The sequence below is a fragment of the Dellaglioa sp. CoH-55-MRSF-6 genome (assembly GCF_056782215.1).
In genome coordinates, this window is record NZ_JBXAYJ010000033.1 from 1 (window position 1) to 285 (window position 285).

At 69.5% G+C, this 285-nt stretch carries 1 protein-coding gene; it reads left to right on the plus strand.

Translation table 11 applies throughout. From position 1 onward, the window contains the following. On the plus strand, positions 1-285 hold a 285-nt coding region (locus AC1RPK_RS07690; RefSeq protein ID WP_481769344.1), incomplete at both ends, for a hypothetical protein.

Below are 285 nucleotides of genomic sequence, written 5' to 3' on the forward strand. Positions count from 1 at the left end.
TGGGAGACGCTGCGCCCGGATGTGGTCCTCGGGATGGCGCCTCTCCCCCGCAAGACGGTCTCGGACATCCGCGACAGTGGAGTGCAGCACGTGATCGCGACCGTGCTCGAGGACCAATCGGAGGACGCCGAGGAGGGTCTCCGGTATGTCGAAGGACCGCGCCTTCAGGTGGAGCACCTTCTCGGGCGGGGCCGTACCACGCTCGCATTCGCCGGTTCGGCCGATCCGCGCATCGCGGACCTCGTGCGCACCCGCCGTGCCCTCGCGGGTCGAACCCTTCTGGAG